At 46.5% G+C, this 17,732-nt stretch carries 20 protein-coding genes and 7 tRNA genes; 13 read left to right on the top strand and 14 right to left on the bottom strand.

The genetic code is table 11. The annotated features are described in order from the left end of the window. Nucleotides 1–191: 191 nt before the first annotated feature. The 9 genes from ACTG2G_RS01200 (at nt 192) to yjjG (ending at nt 3,631) form a co-directional block, all read left to right on the top strand. Nucleotides 192–268: transfer RNA gene (locus ACTG2G_RS01200), tRNA-Met, on the top strand. 95 nt (nt 269–363) lie between these two features. Beyond that, nucleotides 364–440: transfer RNA gene (locus ACTG2G_RS01195), tRNA-Met, on the top strand. An 88-nt stretch (nt 441–528) separates the two neighbouring features. Then, nucleotides 529–605: transfer RNA gene (locus ACTG2G_RS01190), tRNA-Met, on the top strand. Between the two features lie 88 nt (nt 606–693). Beyond that, nucleotides 694–770: transfer RNA gene (locus tag ACTG2G_RS01185), tRNA-Met, on the top strand. 88 nt (nt 771–858) lie between these two features. Beyond that, a tRNA-Met gene (locus tag ACTG2G_RS01180) sits at nt 859–935 on the top strand. A gap of 88 nt (nt 936–1,023) precedes the next feature. Beyond that, nucleotides 1,024–1,100, top strand: a tRNA-Met gene (locus ACTG2G_RS01175). A gap of 88 nt (nt 1,101–1,188) precedes the next feature. Next, nucleotides 1,189–1,265, top strand: a tRNA-Met gene (locus ACTG2G_RS01170). Between the two features lie 171 nt (nt 1,266–1,436). Continuing rightward, nucleotides 1,437–2,927, top strand: coding sequence for a M17 family metallopeptidase (locus ACTG2G_RS01165; protein WP_421388109.1), 1,491 nt, complete (start codon nt 1,437–1,439; stop codon nt 2,925–2,927). A 23-nt stretch (nt 2,928–2,950) separates the two neighbouring features. After that, nucleotides 2,951–3,631: a pyrimidine 5'-nucleotidase gene (gene yjjG / locus ACTG2G_RS01160; RefSeq protein WP_421388106.1), complete on the top strand. Its 681-nt coding sequence runs from the start codon at nt 2,951–2,953 to the stop codon at nt 3,629–3,631. A gap of 116 nt (nt 3,632–3,747) precedes the next feature. Here the strand turns inward: yjjG and ACTG2G_RS01155 are convergent, their stop codons facing one another. Further along, nucleotides 3,748–4,467, bottom strand: a complete 720-nt coding sequence (locus ACTG2G_RS01155) for a substrate-binding periplasmic protein (protein ID WP_201950754.1) — start codon at nt 4,465–4,467, stop codon at nt 3,748–3,750. Between the two features lie 283 nt (nt 4,468–4,750). Here ACTG2G_RS01155 and ACTG2G_RS01150 point away from each other — a divergent pair, with 283 nt between their 5' ends. Next, a complete protein-coding gene (locus tag ACTG2G_RS01150) occupies nt 4,751–5,692 on the top strand; it encodes an STM4504/CBY_0614 family protein (RefSeq protein ID WP_439985065.1) in 942 nt (313 codons plus the stop codon). Nucleotides 5,693–5,696: 4 nt separating this feature from the next. Next, the gene (locus tag ACTG2G_RS01145) at nt 5,697–6,116 is read left to right on the top strand and encodes a hypothetical protein (RefSeq protein ID WP_439985064.1); all 420 of its coding nucleotides are present in this window, start codon (nt 5,697–5,699) and stop codon (nt 6,114–6,116) included. A 17-nt stretch (nt 6,117–6,133) separates the two neighbouring features. Here the strand turns inward: ACTG2G_RS01145 and ACTG2G_RS01140 are convergent, their stop codons facing one another. The 11 genes from ACTG2G_RS01140 to ACTG2G_RS01090 all read right to left on the bottom strand — a co-directional run bounded on the left by ACTG2G_RS01140 (nt 6,134) and on the right by ACTG2G_RS01090 (nt 13,398). Beyond that, nucleotides 6,134–6,784, bottom strand: coding sequence for a hypothetical protein (locus tag ACTG2G_RS01140; protein WP_439985063.1), 651 nt, complete (start codon nt 6,782–6,784; stop codon nt 6,134–6,136). After that, a complete protein-coding gene (locus ACTG2G_RS01135; RefSeq protein ID WP_439985061.1) occupies nt 6,785–7,438 on the bottom strand; it encodes a hypothetical protein in 654 nt (217 codons plus the stop codon). A 120-nt stretch (nt 7,439–7,558) separates the two neighbouring features. Continuing rightward, on the bottom strand, nt 7,559–7,969 hold the full coding sequence (locus ACTG2G_RS01130) for a hypothetical protein (protein WP_439985059.1): 411 nt from the start codon (nt 7,967–7,969) through the stop codon (nt 7,559–7,561). Continuing rightward, nucleotides 7,969–8,175 (bottom strand): hypothetical protein, encoded by a 207-nt coding sequence (locus ACTG2G_RS01125; protein ID WP_439985058.1) that lies wholly within the window; start codon nt 8,173–8,175, stop codon nt 7,969–7,971. The genes ACTG2G_RS01130 and ACTG2G_RS01125 overlap by 1 nt, the downstream gene beginning before the upstream one ends. 372 nt (nt 8,176–8,547) lie before the next feature. Next, the gene (locus ACTG2G_RS01120; protein ID WP_439985057.1) at nt 8,548–8,760 is read right to left on the bottom strand and encodes a hypothetical protein; all 213 of its coding nucleotides are present in this window, start codon (nt 8,758–8,760) and stop codon (nt 8,548–8,550) included. After that, entirely contained in the window at nt 8,753–9,079 is a 327-nt protein-coding gene (locus ACTG2G_RS01115) for a hypothetical protein (protein WP_439985056.1), read from the bottom strand. Before ACTG2G_RS01115 ends, ACTG2G_RS01120 begins: the two co-directional genes overlap by 8 nt. 1 nt (nt 9,080) lies before the next feature. Beyond that, nucleotides 9,081–9,380, bottom strand: a complete 300-nt coding sequence (locus tag ACTG2G_RS01110; protein WP_439985055.1) for a hypothetical protein — start codon at nt 9,378–9,380, stop codon at nt 9,081–9,083. Nucleotides 9,381–9,718: 338 nt separating this feature from the next. Further along, nucleotides 9,719–10,135 carry a hypothetical protein gene (locus ACTG2G_RS01105; protein ID WP_439985054.1) on the bottom strand — a complete coding sequence of 139 codons (417 nt, stop codon included), beginning with the start codon at nt 10,133–10,135 and terminating at the stop codon, nt 9,719–9,721. Nucleotides 10,136–10,705: 570 nt separating this feature from the next. Beyond that, nucleotides 10,706–11,686, bottom strand: a complete 981-nt coding sequence (locus ACTG2G_RS01100; RefSeq protein ID WP_232093577.1) for an IS5-like element IS5 family transposase — start codon at nt 11,684–11,686, stop codon at nt 10,706–10,708. A gap of 45 nt (nt 11,687–11,731) precedes the next feature. Then, nucleotides 11,732–12,370, bottom strand: a complete 639-nt coding sequence (locus ACTG2G_RS01095; protein WP_439985136.1) for a primase-helicase family protein — start codon at nt 12,368–12,370, stop codon at nt 11,732–11,734. 821 nt (nt 12,371–13,191) lie between these two features. Then, entirely contained in the window at nt 13,192–13,398 is a 207-nt protein-coding gene (locus ACTG2G_RS01090) for a hypothetical protein (protein ID WP_439985053.1), read from the bottom strand. Nucleotides 13,399–13,888: 490 nt separating this feature from the next. Between ACTG2G_RS01090 and ACTG2G_RS01085 the strand changes: the two genes are divergently transcribed. Then, nucleotides 13,889–14,347 (top strand): hypothetical protein, encoded by a 459-nt coding sequence (locus tag ACTG2G_RS01085; protein WP_439985052.1) that lies wholly within the window; start codon nt 13,889–13,891, stop codon nt 14,345–14,347. A 696-nt stretch (nt 14,348–15,043) separates the two neighbouring features. Further along, a complete protein-coding gene (locus ACTG2G_RS01080; RefSeq protein WP_439985050.1) occupies nt 15,044–15,697 on the top strand; it encodes a recombinase family protein in 654 nt (217 codons plus the stop codon). A gap of 58 nt (nt 15,698–15,755) precedes the next feature. On the opposite strand, the gene ACTG2G_RS01075 is transcribed toward ACTG2G_RS01080, so the two are convergent. Together ACTG2G_RS01075 and ACTG2G_RS01070 are read right to left on the bottom strand one after the other, a co-directional pair. Next, the gene (locus ACTG2G_RS01075; protein ID WP_439985049.1) at nt 15,756–17,261 is read right to left on the bottom strand and encodes a recombinase family protein; all 1,506 of its coding nucleotides are present in this window, start codon (nt 17,259–17,261) and stop codon (nt 15,756–15,758) included. Then, nucleotides 17,225–17,650 (bottom strand): TraR/DksA family transcriptional regulator, encoded by a 426-nt coding sequence (locus tag ACTG2G_RS01070; protein WP_374759793.1) that lies wholly within the window; start codon nt 17,648–17,650, stop codon nt 17,225–17,227. Before ACTG2G_RS01070 ends, ACTG2G_RS01075 begins: the two co-directional genes overlap by 37 nt. Nucleotides 17,651–17,732: the final 82 nt, after the last annotated feature.

Genomic DNA, 17,732 nt, shown 5'->3' with positions numbered 1-17,732 from the left:
ACCTACCCAAAATGAGGAGTGTTCACCTTATTGAGTGTAGTGCCGGATGCCTGGCAAGGACTCGATTGCCTGAAAAAACAGCATGATGCTGCTAATGACCGCACTATTTGTCCGATTAATCTACGAATAAACTTTTTTTGAGATATTTACTTGCAATCTGTGCGCTGGCGCCTATTATTGGCGACCTCAGACGCGGGGTGGAGCAGCCCGGTAGCTCGTCGGGCTCATAACCCGAAGGTCGTCAGTTCAAATCTGGCCCCCGCAACCATCTGAGATCCTGACCAGTCAAGCCGGTGTAACCGGTTGGTGGGAAAGGAGAAATCGAACTGGCTACTGCTCGGCCACTTCGAGAAAAAATTCGGACGCGGGGTGGAGCAGCTCGGTAGCTCGTCGGGCTCATAACCCGAAGGTCGTCGGTTCAAATCCGGCCCCCGCAACCAACTCTTTCGTCAGCTTGTGATTGTGTAAACAGTCGAAAGCAGACAAACGCCACCAAGCTACTGCTCGGCTTGAGGGTGACAATTCGGACGCGGGGTGGAGCAGCTCGGTAGCTCGTCGGGCTCATAACCCGAAGGTCGTCGGTTCAAATCCGGCCCCCGCAACCAACTCTTTCGTCAGCTTGTGATTGTGTAAACAGTCGAAAGCAGACAAACGCCACCAAGCTACTGCTCGGCTTGAGGGTGACAATTCGGACGCGGGGTGGAGCAGCTCGGTAGCTCGTCGGGCTCATAACCCGAAGGTCGTCGGTTCAAATCCGGCCCCCGCAACCAACTCTTTCGTCAGCTTGTGATTGTGTAAACAGTCGAAAGCAGACAAACGCCACCAAGCTACTGCTCGGCTTGAGGGTGACAATTCGGACGCGGGGTGGAGCAGCTCGGTAGCTCGTCGGGCTCATAACCCGAAGGTCGTCGGTTCAAATCCGGCCCCCGCAACCAACTCTTTCGTCAGCCTGCGATTGCGTAAACAATCGAAGGCAGACAAACGCCACCAAGCTACTGCTCGGCTTGGGGGTGACAATTCGGACGCGGGGTGGAGCAGCTCGGTAGCTCGTCGGGCTCATAACCCGAAGGTCGTCGGTTCAAATCCGGCCCCCGCAACCAACTCTTTCGTCAGCCTGCGATTGCGTAAACAATCGAAGGCAGACAAACGCCACCAAGCTACTGCTCGGCTTGGGGGTGACAATTCGGACGCGGGGTGGAGCAGCTCGGTAGCTCGTCGGGCTCATAACCCGAAGGTCGTCGGTTCAAATCCGGCCCCCGCAACCAACTTTCTGTACGTTCCCTTCCTGCATTGCCAATCATTGAACAATCCTTCTTGATGCTCGTCACCATCTGGTGATTGCTGCTATTTCTGACGCTTTTTCAAGACCAAAACTGGTCGTATCAACCATTTGTTGGGTATCATCAGGTATCTCTTCATGGATGAGGCACGCGCCTGTGATCACTCCCTTCACCTATCTTCCTCCTGCTATTGAAAGCCGGGATGCCATGCTGGCCGAAGCCCTTGCCCAAGGGCTGCCGTTGCAACTGCTGCTGATCGCCGAAGAGCAGAAGGAGTCCTTGCTTTCGCTGCCCGCCCTTGCGGATCTCCAGACCCAGCTGGCGCTGGGGAAAAAAGCGCCCTTTACCCTGATGCATGGCAATACCCTGTTGCAGGTGGTGTTTGTGGCCGGCAGTGTGACGCGGGATCACCGCCTCTATAAACAGATCAGAGGCTGGATTGCTCCTCTTTCTGGGCTCAATGTGGAGCGGCTCGGGCTGCATCTGGAAGGTTTTTCTCCCTCCGAGCGAGTGATGCTGGCCGAAGTGATGTTGTCAGCCCTGCTTGCCGCCAATATTTCGTTGCCCACCAGCAAGCGCCGCAGTGAAAGCAGCTGGAGCTATCAGCAGATCAAGGTTTCACCCGCGGTGGTGCTGGACTTGGCGCGCCTTTACAGCGAAGCGGGGGGCAACGGGCTGGCTCGCCATCTGGCGGTGTTGCCTGCCTCCGAGCTGACGGCCGCCAGCTATCGCGAGTTTGTCAGCAAGCTGGCGCAAGATGAGGGGTGGCAGTGCCATCACTATGATCAGGCGCAGCTGGCCGAGCTGGGGGCGGGGGCGTTTCTGGCTGTTGCTCGTGGTTCGGAAGACAATCAGGGGGCCATGGTCAAGCTCAGCTACTATCCACCCAAGCCGGTGCGCCGCATTGCGTTGGTGGGCAAGGGGATCTGCCACGACTCTGGCGGTTACAACCTCAAGGTCTCCGGCAGCATGTATGGCATGCATCTGGACATGGGGGGCAGCGCGGTGGCGCTGGGGGCCCTCTACGCTATCAGCCGAGCCCAGTTGCCTTACGAGGTGCACTGCTGGCTGGCCATTGCCGAGAACCATATCGGCCCTCACGCCTATCGCCCCGGCGAGGTGGTGACTGCCATCAATGGCACCTCCATCGAGGTGGTCGATACCGATGCCGAAGGGCGAATGGTATTGGCCGACACCCTGGCGATGGCGGTTCAGGATACCCCGGATCTGCTGCTCGATTACGCGACCCTGACCGGGGCCTGCAAACGGGCGCTGGGTAGCCGCTACAGCGGGGTCTTTACCAATCGCAGCGAATGGATGACATCGCTGGTCAATCTGGGTCAGCGCAGCGGTGAGCGGATCTGGCCCTTCCCGCTTGATGACGATTATGACGACAACATCGAAAGCGAGTGGGCCGATCTGTTGCAGTGTGCGCCGGGCAGTTCGCCGGATCACATTGATGCGGCTCGTTTCCTCGCCCACTTCGTGCCCGAGCAGACCCCCTGGCTGCACTTCGACCTGAGCGGTTTTCGCAACAAGGGGGGCAATGGGGTGGTCTCCAGCGAAGTGACCGGCTTCGGCGTGCGTCTCACGCTCGATCTGCTGGCCAGCCCGCTTGGCAGAGTTGGTCGCCAAGCCTCTGAATAATCTGAATGATAACAAGGAGTTCTGTGAAAAAACCAAGTTATGACTGGGTGCTGTTCGATTTGGATGAAACCCTGCTCGATTTTCCGGTCGCCTCTGCGCTGACGCATACCTTGCAGACCTATGGCGTACAGGCTGATGACGCCAGCATGGCGCAGTACCACGCCCTCAACCATGGGCTCTGGCAGCAGTACAACGACGGCGAGATCGATGCAACGGCGTTGCAGCAGACCCGCTTCTCCCTCTTTGCCCAGCAGGTTGCCGCCGATCCCATGGCGATGAACAACACCTTTCTGGAGCAAATTATTGCCCTTAGCATGCCTCTTGAAGGGGTGGTCGAGACCCTGCAGCAGCTGCGCAGCAAGGTGCGGATGGGGATCATCACCAATGGTTTCAGCGTGCCCCAGCGTGGGCGGCTCGGCAAACTGGGCTGGAGCGAGTGGTTCGAGCCGCTGGTGATCTCCGACGAGATCCGGGTGACCAAGCCGGCGCCAGCTATTTTCCAGCACACCCTCTCCCTGATGGGGCAGCCGGATCCTGCGCGGGTGCTGATGGTGGGGGATAATCCGAAAACCGATATTGCCGGGGCGGCGGCGCAGGGGCTGGCAACCTGCTGGTACAACCCGGCGCGGCAAGCGGGCGAGTGCGATGCCACACACGAAATCCACCACTTCGCCCACCTTGCCGACATTGTGCTGGGACGCTGATAGCCAGGTTTAACCATCACGTTATCGGTGACCAAAACGTCCTGGCAAGTTGCAACCAGGGCTGTTTGAGACAGGATTGGGTTTGTTTGAGACTGCAAGGGGAGCAGATGCTCCCCTTACTTATGAGTGTTTTCCTGTGAATGCAGGGATCTGAACTGATAGCGATCGAGGATCTGCTGATAGTCGGGACTCTGTTTCAATTGATCGATAGCCTGATTGATCCGCAGCAGTTGCGCCTCTGTGGTGCTCTCTTTGCTCAGCATCAGGTGAACTGGTGTCAGTTCGATATGCAGCAGAATATACAGCTTGTCCTGCACGCCATCCTTACCCTGCCACTCCTGCAGTCCGTGGGGATCCAGAATAAACCCCTGGATCCGTCCCCCTTGCAACATCTTTAGTAACTGCTCCAGCCGCAGGCGCATCTGCAAACGGGGCTGCAGCTCGGGCCTTGCCATCAACTGGCGGAAGGTATTGCCATAATCAAAGCCCTTGAGCACCCCGATATGGAAGTCAGGGGTGTTGATCAACTGCTCCAGGGTGGTGATCCCGCGCCAGCGCTCGGCATCTTGCCGACGGATGACGATGGCCGTCTCCTCTTCCCGATAGGGGTGGCTGAAGCGGGCATATTGCTGCCGCTCGGCGGTGATATTGGCTGACATGGCCAGTTGAACCGTGCCGAATTTCAGCTCGTGCAACACGCGAGCCCAGGGCATTTCACTGAATCTGGCCTGATAACCGGCACGCAGGAAGATGGCGTTGAGCAGCTCCACATCCAGTCCGCGGAGCTGTTGCTGTTCATTGCGATAACTGAAGGGCTGCCAGTCGACCCAGCCCACGACCAATGACTCTTGTGCCGTAGCCTGGCAACACAAACACCATAACAACAAGAGTCTGTACACAACGCATACCCTCGAACAGGCTGATACGGTGAGTATTGGACAGGAACGACGGAGTAACCAGTGCTGAGGGTTGAGCGGATGCACAGATGTGCATCCCTCACAGTTCGTGGGCGTGGAATCCCTTGCTTTGGCGCTTGAAAGCACACGGCTGTTTTCTGTAGTCAAACAGCACCGCAGTGGTAAAATCCTGTTTATCAATTGATAGATTAGGGACAGATTGATGGCTATTCATGAAACATATGCAAAGCGACAAAAGCGACTTCGCGGTGAATTCAATGATGTTTACCAATATGAAGATATTCCAAGAAGATTAAGATTTCAGATATTAAAAATATACGAGAATCTCTTTACTCTTAGGGATAGAGTAATGAATCCTGTATACGCAAATGTGAAAGAACTTATAGAAAATGAAATCGGAGATAATCTTCCTCATGATGTATTTGCAATTAGCCAATACAGTGAAAAGAACTATGAAACTCAGGTGCTATTTTCATATGTTGAGAATTACTGTGATACCGATGGCTTTCTATCCGTACTGGAAGTTGTAATAGACCGAGTGGATAAATATAGTAAACGAGGCACGTTATCAGTTGATATCGACAGCCTGATTGACGAAATTAATACTAGATTTCGTGAGTCAGCGGTAGGATATCAGATTGATAAAAACAGCCTGCATATCATTAAAATTGAAAGTGAATTTATACAGTCAGAAGTCATGCTACCTATTCTTACGGCATTAAACTCCGAACCTATGTATGCCGGTTCTCAGAACGAGTTCATGACCGCGCATGATCATTACAGGCATGGCCGTTATCGTGACGCTATATCCAGTTGTGGGAATTCTTTCGAAAGCATGTTAAAGGCTATTCATGAAAAGCGCGGATGGGATTATGAGAAAGGCAAAGCTACTGCCAGCCCACTGATTGATTCGTGTTCGGCTAATGGATTATTCCCTGAATGGCAAAAAATGCAGCATAAAGAAATAAATAATATTTTCAAGTCTATTATTAAAACAGGTGTGCCAAAAGTTAGAAATGAAAAAGGGAGTCATGGTCAGGGCCCAGAAGTAATCGAAATCCCAGAGCACCTTGCTAGTTATATGATTCATCTAACTGCTACCAATTTATTATTCCTCGCTAATGCTGAGAAAGCTTTGGGTTAATATAATGCAAAATGATTGGATTGCAATTTGGGGTGCTGTTATATCTACTATTTTAGCACTCATTAAAATAGCTGAAATGTGGATAAACCATTACCGAGTTTCGGTGACAGGCGAATTTAACATACATGGCAGGGAAGAAAACAAGATATTCATTACAAATCTTAGTAGCAAATCAATGATTGTTAATCATTGGGAATTAGAATGGCGAAGAGGTTTTTGGCCTTTTAGAAATTTTATAATGAAAAGTAAGGATGGACTTCCAAGTTGGGAATCACTGTCGAGAAGAAGAATCGATAGCTTTGAACATTGGTCGTTACCGTTATCAGGTGAATACTACTTCAAAATCCACGACGATAAAAAGTTGTATATTAAATTATATATCGCGGGTAAGCTTTTACCGAAGGTTGTGAGAGTTAAAAAATAAAGGCCCCTTCGGGGCCTTTAATCGATCAATTCTGAAACCTGTTTAGCAAGTACATCGGCATAAATTTCTCGGCATTTTGATTTCAAATTTTCAACAGTGCGAGCGGGCAGGCAATCATACCTGCTTATATTGAAACAAAAACCATCTTCATAATCTTCAATCACTGGTATAACAGTGAACCAATCGTCGTCGATTTCTAGCTGGACGCTGATATGATCATCGACCTTCACGAAAATAACATCACGATCAACTTTATGCTCAGTACCGAACATCCAAGCTACGTTATGTAAATCGGTCAGAGGAATTGATTCATGTTTACAAGATTCAATGCTCGGCGTGTGGTCACGATTAAGAGTTCCGGCGATTTCTGCGACCAATGCTTGTTGATAGCTGTCAGTACGGACGTGGTATTCATTGTTAGCAAATCGAACAAGTGACGCTCTAATCTGATCTTCATCTTGAAGAATAAATTCCCCTATGCCAGTAGTTGGACCTTCTAGTTCAAGAATCAGTTTGCCGAATGGAGTATCAACTGAACAAATGTTTGTGCCGATAGTAACATCGCTGATTAGATAGCCTAGGTCTTCTAGGCTATCGATAACGGGATTCATGTAATATTCAAGGGCGTAATCATTCATTTCTTTTTCGGACATTTTTTTCATTTCCATTTAAACGCCCTCCACACTGTTATAAGCATCACGGAACCGTTTCATAGTGAGTCGCACAGCTTTTGCGGGCAGGGCACAATGACGGCTGATAATCTCGAACACCGGTTTATTGTCGATTTCGAATTCAGCGTGAACAGAAATCAGGTGGCCGTCAGCTTCAATGATTACATGGAAATCTTTGTCTGCGTCATCGATATATACCGCATCTGGTGTAGCCCAGCGGTGTTTCTCACCGAACATCCAAGCGATGTTACTCAGATCGGTCATACTCACTTTGTCGTAGAGTTCTTGGCCTTTAACGTGATCGAATTCATCAAGCAGAACATCAACGATTTCACTCACGATAGAGGGGCTGTGGTAATTAGTGCCGATGATTCGGAATCGGTCGCCTTCAAATGTGATTACTTTGCTTTTACTCAGTTCACCTTCAATAAGGTCTTCAATAAAAACGTGGCCATTCTCGATGAGAATACCAGTGGTAATACCGAGTTTTAGATCAAATCGGAATCCGGTACGAGTTTCGTATACAGAGCTGCACGGAATTTCGAGTTTATGAAAACGTGTGTGAATGTTTTCAATGATTGATTCTTGGATAATATTATAGATTTCAGAATGGGTGAGTTTTTTATCTGTTTTGATTTCAATAACAGGCATTTTTCAGTCTCCTTTAAATTAATAGGTCATAATATATTCCTCAGTCATAATGTTTTACTCACAAGGCAATGTTGTTCATCAACAAAACAATATTATCATGCGTTATGCTGACAATAAACATTACCACTTGAAATTATCAGCGGTGATAGGATTCATGATAATATCTAAAGCGGCATAAAGTCCAGGTTCCATCAAAGTGCATTCTTTCTTCCAAAAGAATGAACGATCAGTATTATTTGCTTCATAAACGGCACTGAAAGCAAGTTTACCCCAGTAATCGAAATCCAGTTGGAAGTAATTGGTTCCGACGATTAATGTGATCATGCTTGTTGAACCGTCGGTGAAGAATACTCTATTACCGTCTTTTTTCAGTGAGTAGCGATGTTCGGTATCTCTCGCTTGAAATTCATGAATGAAATAATCAATCAGTTGATTGTTCTGGAAGTAATAGAGAGTGACACCGTTCGGGATAAACTTTCTCCGGTGTTCTGACATTTCAACGAGAAAATCATATTCACGCTCATATTCCATCAAACACGCTCCCAATGATTTGACTTGCCACGAATGAACATCAGATCGTTGATCATAAGAGAGTGAAGTTTGTTGTCTTTCAGTTCATATTCAATGCTGGTGGGTTTGATACCGTGACGCTTGCAGAGAGTGGAAATTGATTTGAAAATATTCGGGATGTGTTGTCCGGTGGTATTTGCGATTGATTTCGCTGTTTTATAGATCATATTGTCTCCTTGTTTCGATAGAGTGATCATAACATTGATTATGACGACTATAAACAAAGGTTGACAACAGTGTGAAATGTGAACTAAGAAATTATTTTTGAACGGAAATGTTTACCGTTTTTCGAGGTGTGATTATAATGCAGTTATCACGAAGTGATTTCGCGAAACGTAGTGTAGCGATAGATATTGATCATTAATAATTATTAATAATCAGTATTAAAAATAATCATTAATAAGATTGTCGCGTTAGCGACTTCGGCGCAGCCGATAATTATTACTATAATTAAGTAGTATTGATTATAATACTATTAATGATAATCGCTTACGCGAAGTGCTACCGCACAGTATCAATCAGTTCACTATCTAATCAGTTCAATAATCGATCAAGTCGCTCATAATCCTGTCCAGTTCATCAGTCTCGACTATCTTCCAGTAGCTATAACAATCCACCAGCTCCAATGCTACGCCAAACAGCTCAGGAACACTTTCCATCACCTCGCTAGTGTCATCATAGCTACCTACTACAAGATCGCGATAAACCACTGGCAGCGAGCTACCAGCGATTTCTTCGATTTCATTAGACATACAGCTTACCGATCCGTTCTTCTTCGAGTTCCCGTTCGCGTTGAGCTACTTCCGCAAGTTCTTTCATCTCGTTACGAATCAGATTCACTAGCACATCACGCGGGATACCTGTCATGCCAGCAAATGAGGGATTAGGCTTATCCTTCTCAAGGCTATTAATCCAATCATCTTTCAGTCCGTACCAGTAACAAGTACGAATGAAGCGGCGAATCTCTGACTCGAATTCTGGGTCAATTGTGCTGACTACTTCATCAAACTGTTCATCTTGTTGATCATTTTGCTGTTCGATTTCTTCGACCTGGAATCCCTTGGTGTTCATGTTAAACATTCTTCTTCCCCTTCATAGTTTTAAAGTGATTGATACGATCATCTGCCAGACGTTGCTGGTGGCTCTTTGCACCCGTTTTCAGTGCATCGACAAGCATTGTTATCAGTTCGCTGGTGGGCTCGTGGTAGTGCGTTACAGTTTGTTTTTCGTGTGTTGAAATACTGATAGCAATCTTGTGATAGTGATCCAGAACTCTAATGCCGGATGATTCGATGAATCGAAAGTCCTTTGATTGGGTAATTGGGATATTGGCTTTTTTTGCCAGTATGTTCAGAAATTCATGTGGTGTCATATTAGCTCCTTGTATATGAGCTATTTATTGAACCTCGCGTGGAGGATTTAATCAGCTGCCTTTATAGCTGGTCACTGAGCTATGTAATCAGCTCAGTCCACTGCACAGGATTTTGCAGTGAATCCACTATTTCCTTAGTAGATTAATCCGCACAGGAATTTGCAGATTGGAGATATGAAAAAGCCGCCCGAAGGCGGCTGCGGAGCTGATATCGTGGGCACCCAACCCACCTGTTATTTAGAAAGGGGGCCGTTTTATTGAGATTTAATCGAAATCACCACAGTCCCAGCCATCTAGAAATTTCACTAAGACCAATTTCAAAATGTAAAAAACACACATCAGATATCAAACATCGCTCGGATTTCTTCATCTGGCAGCTTGTGCATGTCACATGAATCCACTGGGCTGCATAAAGCTATATTGATCCAAGACTTCTGAAACTCTTCGTCGGTATCAGGATAGTTTCCTTCGCCCAGGGTCAGATACTTATAGAACTTTGTGGCGCTGAACCACTCTTTAATCTCGTTGTTCCTTTCATCGTCAAAATGTGGGTGTAGGAACCAATATGCCAGAACATATTTGAGGTGTGTCATGCTCTCTGTGTGTCGAGTGACGTATGCCAGTTCTCGCATCAAGTTCTTTGATCCGACCTTCCAGTCACGTCCAAAAGTAACGTAATACAGTTCCCGTTCATCGGCATGTGGATAATGACTACGGATTTCAAGGTTGCTAATGTCTTTGATAAATTTTCTCAAGGTAAATCTCCTTAGTTGTGTTTAATATTGATAGTTGAAAGCTGGTGGACTTCACCAGCGTTTTGATTTGTTTTATTTGATAAAGCCGCGATCACGTTTGATTTGACGTAATCACACAATTTTCCCTTTACCAAGATTTTTCAGTGGTAGTATCCGAGTTCGTCGAATAACGTTTTAATTCTACCCATGATTGATTCACGTTCTGCAAGAATGGAAACTATCGGTGAGTATTCGACAATTTTAAAAAGATCGTTATTTCTCATGTTCGGATACATCATGTAATCGTGTTGGTGCCGAAGCCATAGAGCATAGACAAGATGAAAATACTCTATCCCTTTCTTTTGTTGTTCCCTAAGCAATTTGAAGGCAGGCTTAAAGTCATTGTACGTCTCTGTCAAATTCTTCCGCTGTTGGAAGTTTCTAAGGAAGGTGCGAATAAGCGGGGAAATTCTTCTCGGCTGACGCAGTCATTTCATTTCTTCATGTTTGAGCCGATTTTTTCTCCCGTAAATGCCTTGAATCAGCCTATTTAGACCGTTTCTTCGCCATTTAAGGCGTTATTCCCAGTTTTTAGTGAGATCTCTCCCACTGACGTATCATTTGGTCCGCCCGAAACAGGTTGGCCAGCGTGAATAACATCGCCAGTTGGTTATCGTTTTTCAGCAACCCCTTGTATCTGGCTTTCACGAAGCCGAACTGTCGCTTGATGATGCGAAATGGGTGCTCCACCTTGGCCCGGATGCTGGCTTTCATGTATTCGATGTTGATGGCCGTTTTGTTCTTGCGTGGATGCTGTTTCAAGGTTCTTACCTTGCCGGGGCGCTCGGCGATCAGCCAGTCCACATCCACCTCGGCCAGCTCCTTGCGCTGTGGCGCCCCTTGGTAGCCGGCATCGGCTGAGACAAATTGCTCCTCTCCATGCAGCAGATTACCCAGCTGATTGAGGTCATGCTCGTTGGCCGCGGTGGTGACTAGGCTGTGGGTCATGCCACTCTTGGCATCGACACCAATGTGGGCCTTCATGCCAAAGTGCCACTGATTGCCTTTCTTGGTCTGATGCATCTCCGGATCGCGTTGCTGCTCTTTGTTCTTGGTCGAGCTGGGTGCCTCAATGATGGTGGCATCGACCAAGGTGCCTTGGGTCATCATGACGCCTGCTTCGGCCAGCCAGCGATTGATGGTCTTGAACAATTGGCGGGCCAGTTGATGCTGCTCCAGCAGGTGGCGGAAATTCATGATGGTGGTGCGGTCCGGCAAGGCGCTATCCAGGGATAACCGGGCAAACAGACGCATGGAGGCGATTTCGTACAGAGCATCTTCCATCGCGCCATCGCTCAGGTTGTACCAATGCTGCATGCAGTGAATGCGTAGCATGGTTTCCAGCGGATAAGGTCGCCGGCCATTACCAGCCTTGGGGTAAAACGGCTCGATGACTTCCACCATGTTTTGCCATGGTAGAATCTGCTCCATGCGGGACAAGAAAATCTCTTTTCTGGTCTGACGGCGCTTACTGCTGAATTCACTGTCGGCGAAGGTGAGCTGATGACTCATGATGAACCCTGTTCCATGGCTCCAGATGACAAACATGATCTCATATCAGGGACTTGTTCGCACCTTCCCTAAGTGATCTTTATCGGATTTCTGCATACCCAATAGATTTTCATAGTCTTCACCGTGCAATGCTCTTGGACAGCGGTTATTCATGCTTTCCCAGTAAGTCTTCTCGATCCACTTTATCGTCTGTGCAACTGCTTTCCTGTCTTTGCAAGCTTTCATAACACGCTGTTCAATCTCTCTTGCTTCCGCCTCTGTGCTAACTCCGAATTCTCGGGTTATTACTTTCCACAGCGCATCATTCCCCTTGCAAATACTGAATCGTCTGTTCTCGCTGGCGTCTTGACTCAAAGCAACAGCACCGAATTCGTCGTTGGTACAGAACACATACCATGCGAGGTTGTCGATATAATATTTGTCTTGTCCTTTCTTCTCGATTGGAATACTAACGTTACCGATAGTCTTTTTCAGTTCTTCGTTGAAACGCTTGTCCAGTTTAGCTTCATCGAAATACACAAGATGCGCACCTTCCATATAACTGTTAAAACGGCTTAAATCGTCGATCTTACCTGATACGCAAGAACTAGAACCATGAAAAACAGTCGGCATCAGTACGCTTGTGAAAGTTGATTTACCGGAACCCTGACCACCGAATAGCACTAATGAAGGCAATGTATGCATAACACCACCTTTTAGTTTCCAGAGAATGCATTTGCATATATGGTCAAAGTTTTCTTGCTTCTCGCCTGAAATTGACCATAGCAATGCTTTAACATATGGATCTGGCTTACTAGGATCTGCAATGTGGTACTCGTCAGAGTTAATAATCCACTTTTCTTTCTCGGCTTCGCACATATTCAGAGTTTCGTCTTCCATGCGACGCGATGAAGACGTTCTAAAATTGAAGCGGCGTGTTGTCTTGCGCCCACCGAGATAACATAGTGCGTTTTTCATAATCGCGCCTATGCCAGAATCAACCCTACTATCTAATAGAATATCATCGAGTGTTTTAATCCTAGGAGTAGGATGTTCTCCGTTATCATAACGCTCTTTTATCTGTTTGAATGTCAGAGTTGTCCAACGATAATTGTGTGGTTCGTCTTCATAACCAACTGGCTCAAGCATTACGAATTCTTCTGTATCGCCCAAATAATATATGTTCTTGCGATTCAGATAGTCATATAAATGGAGCAATGATTCATCTGTTGTCATGTTCTTCTGAATCTGTTTCTTTACTTCTTCCTTCTCCTTGAGCAGGCTAACGAGTCGAGTTAATGCCAGCTTTGGCCGAAACTCTTCCTCTAGTTCAAGCATGTGTTTAATCTCATGCTCATCTAGGCCGAAATTATCCAGATAATCGTAGATCTTTATCTGTTCTGCATCCGCATATAATTCTTTTACTTCTTGAATAGAAAATTTTGATTTATGGTTTTTTTCCACGATATGTCTCCTTTAAATTGATGGAATATTAGTTTGTTCATTATGTTTTCCTCAGATGGTTATTAAACTTTGTTAGCTTCGTGCTGCTTGATTATAGCGTTCACACGTTCATTTACTTCCGCCAGTTCTGGCACTTTGATATCATATTTCTTGATCCAGTTATAAATCTTAGATCTCGTATGACCAGTTAGTGCAAATGTATACGTGGTAAACCCATAGGTCTCGATAATTCTTCTTTCTTGTGCGGTGATGGTGTTGGCAGCTGCCATATATTTCTCCTTAATAAATTATTAAACAGTTTTGCGTGACTATTTCACAGATCAAAATAAAACCAGTCCAATGAACTGGTTTCAACATGAGGAAAATGAAAAAATAATATTCAAAATCAGGAGATTACTGTGAAAAACACCTGTTTATTATAACGAATAAAAACAGGGTGATAAACATTGCCAAATATTCAAATCAAATAAACAACTTTAACTTTGGATGCAGTTATAATAGCACTGCCTACCAATGTAATAAACATCATGAAATATTCACATCGAGGAAATCAACTTACTAACTTTAACTTCGGATGTAGTTATAATAACACGACCACCCACGGTAATAAACATTCTGCTTATAGGGGGGCGGGCTATATAAACACACTGCTTCCTAACACAACCCCACGTTAGTCAGGTTTACAGGAAGTCTATGGCCGAAACTTTTTTCTCTAGGGCTCCACCAGCGTGATAGTAAATAAAAATAAAAGGAGCCAACATGCTAAAACTATGCACCCACCCGACTTGTACTAATGCCTTTGAAGGGAAAGGCTGGTATTGCCCAGAACACAAGAAAATTCACCGCTCACGCAAATACTCAAAAACAACTGCTAAGGGCTTAGACACTAACATGGATTTCTATAATTCATCTGGATGGCGTTCGTTATCTAAGAGCCATAGAATCAATTACCCGATGTGTGAACACTGTGGCCGCCGTCTTGCTGTTGCGGTCGATCATCATCTGGAGCTGTCACTTGATCCGAGTCGTAATTTTGCGCGTTGTCGTGCTAACTTTGTTAGTGTCTGTAATCCATGCCATATGTCTAAGACCCGTGAAATTCAAGGGCTTATTGCCAAGGGGGATATCAATAAAATCAGAGAATACTTGTTGATAGAACATCCTCGCCGTGAAGATACCGAGTATCTAAAGGACTGCGAAATCGTTATTCCAGTTTAAATCAGCGAAAAAAGTTTTTGGAATTTTCGATTTCCTACACACGACAGAGACATGTGGCTGTGTTGTGGTCATACATTCTCAATAAAACACCCCCCTATTACCAAGGAGCTATATGTTCAAGTTTAAATACCGATTTCAAAATCCATTTCACATCATGAAAGAGTGGTGCAAATCCACTATTCAAAAGTTTAAGAAGTCTAGGGCCGACAATCGATTCAATAATACCACGATTGTTATACCGTTTATGGGATATGATATTAACATGGTATTATTCCATAAAGGGTATATGTACCGCGCTGAAATAACACCGTCGAATTGTTTAGTCGTTGATTTCAAAAATGAGCCGGTGATGGATCTTCGATTGCTTGCTGAAATATTCACGTTGGTGAAAAAGAACATGAAAGGATATCCGAAAATACCAGTGCAAAAGCAGCGGTAAAATCATTGTTTTATGACCCAAAAATCACTGTTTATTGAATGATTTTCAGTGGTAATCACACGCGATCTTATAGGTAATACGGACGTTATCTCTCACCTATGACTGAAATCCACTAAACAGGACTTCCGTTGCCTGTCAACTCTTACACATTTCATACGTCATACACATCAACAACGAGTGTTGTAATCTGTTTACTGGCACTGGCCTCCTGTTACCATGTTCTTATTGAGTAAGAAACAGAACGGATTAACTTGACAATGAAATTTGTTATCTATCACCGAGTGAGTACAAAAAAGCAGGGCGAATCTGGACTCGGATTAGAAGCACAACAACGAGACACCGATTTGTTTCTGTCTCACTATGCAAATGATCCCGAGGTGCTTGAAACATTCGTTGATGTTCGTTCTGGTAAGGGCAGTCTTAATGATCGCCCGACATTGAAAGCAGCCGTCGAACTCTGCAAAGCCACAGGTGCAACTCTACTTGTTGCCAAAGTGGATCGTCTAAGTCGTGACGTCGAAACAGTCGCTCATATCATCAAGCATGTGGACGTTCGCATCGCTTGTATGCCGTTTGCTGATAAGTTCCAGATCCACTTGTATGCAGCACTTGCACAACAGGAGCGAGAGTTCATATCTCAACGTACAAAAGCAGCGTTACAAGCAGCCAAAGCGCGTGGCGTTAAGCTGGGTGGCTATAAAGGGGATCGTGAGACTCGCAACCTGGCAGTTAAAGAAGCCGCAGACGATAGAGCAGAGAGTTTAAGAGCAGAGTTTCAAGAAATGAGACGCAACGGATACACACTCAAGCGCATGGCCGAGAGTCTGAATGCTCGTGGTATCAAGACGGCTAGAGGATCAAAGTTCAGCATCACAACATGTCAACGAGTCGTTCAGCGTCTCGGATTATAACCCCGTTCGATCCCGTTAATTCAACATTTAACGGGCATGAAAAAGGCCGCTTCGCGGCCTATTGATTGATTTGACGAACCTCGTCCAAGAATTGCTTGGTATCAGTGGTAAATGCACCGTTTGTATGAAAAACAATCTTGTGTCCATCGTGTCGTTTCACGCTGACGATATGACCATTTCCGCTTTGACGTACTCTTATTTCGCTAACAATCTTCTTTAGCTGAATGTTGAACTGCTTGGGATCATCCACCAGCGTCAGCAGTGTTTTAACAGCGTCAGCAGCGATTGGCACGGACTGTCTTTGCTCTGCTAATAGAGCCTTCTTCTGTTCTTCGAGAGAGGATAGGGCACTGATAATAGCTGTTGTGGCTATTGTGCTAGTCATGCTTGCCAGTGATTCAGACAGCTCTCGGACTCTATTGTCGATCTGGCTCAACTCGATCAAAATTTCGTTAGCGCGTTTGTCGTCTTTTAGCGTCTGTTTGATTTCCAATCGATTGGCATGTTCAATCACATGGCTATGTAGATCGCGAACGTGGGCTTTGTGCTCACAGCTCTCCAATAAAGAGTACCGACAGTAGTAATAAGTGACCTTTCCAGTTTTATTCTTGCGGCTCTTTGCCGCCATCTTCTTGCCGCAGTGTTCGCAGTAAACCAAGCCACTAATGTGATTCGTTTCGCTTCTGCCAGCGGGGCGTTGAACTGCTCGGCTGTTAAGCTCTTGATACTCTGAAAAGCTGATTACCGCAGGGTAATAATCATTGATCAACTCGCTCGGCTGATACTTGCCCTGGACTTTTACTCTGACTTGATGCGCACCATACAGACAGGGATTAGCTATCACGTCGCGGAGAGTGCTTGGGTTCCAGATGCCGTTATGATTAGCAGTGGGGATACTGGAGCTATTCAAATGAGCCGCAATTTTAGCGAGTGACGCACCATTACGTTTCATGTCGATGATAGTTTTCAGCACAGGGAGGCGATCATTGAAATCATACTTTCCGTCAATCAACGATAGCCAAAATGGCAGCTTGCGAGGTATTGCAACGCCCTGTTTTGCTTTCTCTCTGGCTGCGTCTTTGTTCGCTTGTATGCGTTGAGACTTAGCCAGAGATTCTTTATAGGCAATATCACTAGCAACCGCTATTCGGATCACTAATGTCAAATCGTTTAGTGAATCGCGATCAAGCACAAGCCCATCCATCAGACTTACGACAACAACACCTCTGGACAATATCTCTTGAAGCATTGCCTGCGTCTTGGCAATGCCCTGCCGACTCAGACGATCTAGCTTTTCAAGAATAACGACATCACCAGCTTGGATCATGCCGTTAGCGATGCACTGGTGAAGGTCAGAAAGGGAAGGGCGATCCACTTCCTTGTAAGCAGATATGCCTAAATCGCGGAATGTCTTGGGTGAGAGGACTAGATTGTTTTGCTTGCAATACAGCTCGGCAGCTTGGATCTGCCGTCTTGCTCCATCACCTTTGATTTGTTGTTTAGAACTCAGCCTGATGTATGAGTAAGCTATTGATTTATCTTTGGTTCGTTCTTCTCGGCCCACAATCTGTAGATCTCTTCGGATGTGTGTGCTTTTGATTGTAACACTTTGCGGTAACGGGTTTCACAGCGCGGGCAGCGTTGCAGAGTCGGATCCTGTTCCAGCTGTTCGATGGAAAGCGGCTCTTCACAATCGGAGCAGAGGCCATAGAGGCCAAGATCCATCTGGCAGAGTGCCGCATCGATCCGCTTGAGGCGGGCCACACTCTGCTCTACCTTCGGCAGATCCAGCCGGCTGGTCAGTTCCACCAGTTGATCCTGCTCGCAGTGACCTACCTGCTCGGCCCACTCGTCACGGCGGCAGGCTTTGAGCTGACCGATCAGCGTTTCTCGTACTTGGGCCCAGTCTGACAGCAGGCGATTACGCCAGACAGTCAACTGTGCTTGCGTCATTTCACACACATTATCCCCCACAGGACAGACGACAGATTCGGGGCAGTATAGGGATCCGATAACTCTATCAAGATGATATGCG

Source organism: Aeromonas sp. 55A, assembly GCF_051919665.1.
GTDB lineage: Bacteria > Pseudomonadota > Gammaproteobacteria > Enterobacterales > Aeromonadaceae > Aeromonas > Aeromonas veronii.
This window is presented reverse-complemented; position numbering and strand designations above follow the sequence as displayed.